Below are 695 nucleotides of genomic sequence, written 5' to 3'. Positions count from 1 at the left end.
AATCGTCGATCGGACGAAGAGATACTCCTCGTCACACTCGAATCGAGACTCGAGCGCTTCGACGGCCGTGACAGTGAGCGCTGGCTGGGCAACACCGATGGCAGCCAGTGCGTTCGCGGCCGACGGCCGAACGTCCGAATCGGTATCGCGAAGGCCGGTCTGCAGATCGTCGACGACACGCTCGGCTGTGTCTCGATCCGCAGCACCCATCTGTCCGAGTGCTTCGAGCGCTGCCGCACGGGCCTTCCATTCATCGTCGTCGAGGAGTGGCTGTACCTCCTCGCTGACGCGTGCGGCCACGTCCGAATCCACTGTGGCGATCGTGCCAAGTGCCTCGGCAGCCGCCGCGCGCACACGATAGTTGCTGTCCGCGAGACGGCGCTGCAAATCGTCGACGACGAGTTCGGCCACCTCGGGGTCTGCGGCCCCAATCGTTCCGAGCGCGCTGGCGGCCGCTTTCCGATTCCAGTAGGGACCCTCAGCAAGCAACTCACGGAGGTCCTCGACGGCAGGGGCCACTGCCTCGGGACGAACGCCACCGATCTCACCGAGCGCAGCGGCAGCCTCTGCTGAGAGGTCCTCGTCGGCGAGACAGGCTCGAATCTCGTCCATCACGGGATCGAGGGCGTCGGGAGTAGCAGCACCGATTCGGCCGTAGGCACGGATGATGTCCTCCTGGAGTCGCCACTCGAAGT

The 695-nt window shown here is 65.2% G+C and carries 1 protein-coding gene; it reads right to left on the bottom strand.

The window, feature by feature from the left end; genetic code table 11:
* On the bottom strand, positions 1–695 hold a 695-nt coding region (locus DVK07_RS20300; protein WP_199719670.1), incomplete at both ends, for a HEAT repeat domain-containing protein.

The sequence above is a fragment of the Halorubrum sp. Atlit-26R genome (assembly GCF_003666015.1).
In the GTDB taxonomy this organism is placed as follows: Archaea; Halobacteriota; Halobacteria; order Halobacteriales; family Haloferacaceae; genus Halorubrum.
The sequence above is the reverse complement of the archived record's forward strand: the minus strand, read 5'-3'. Positions and strand labels throughout refer to the sequence as shown.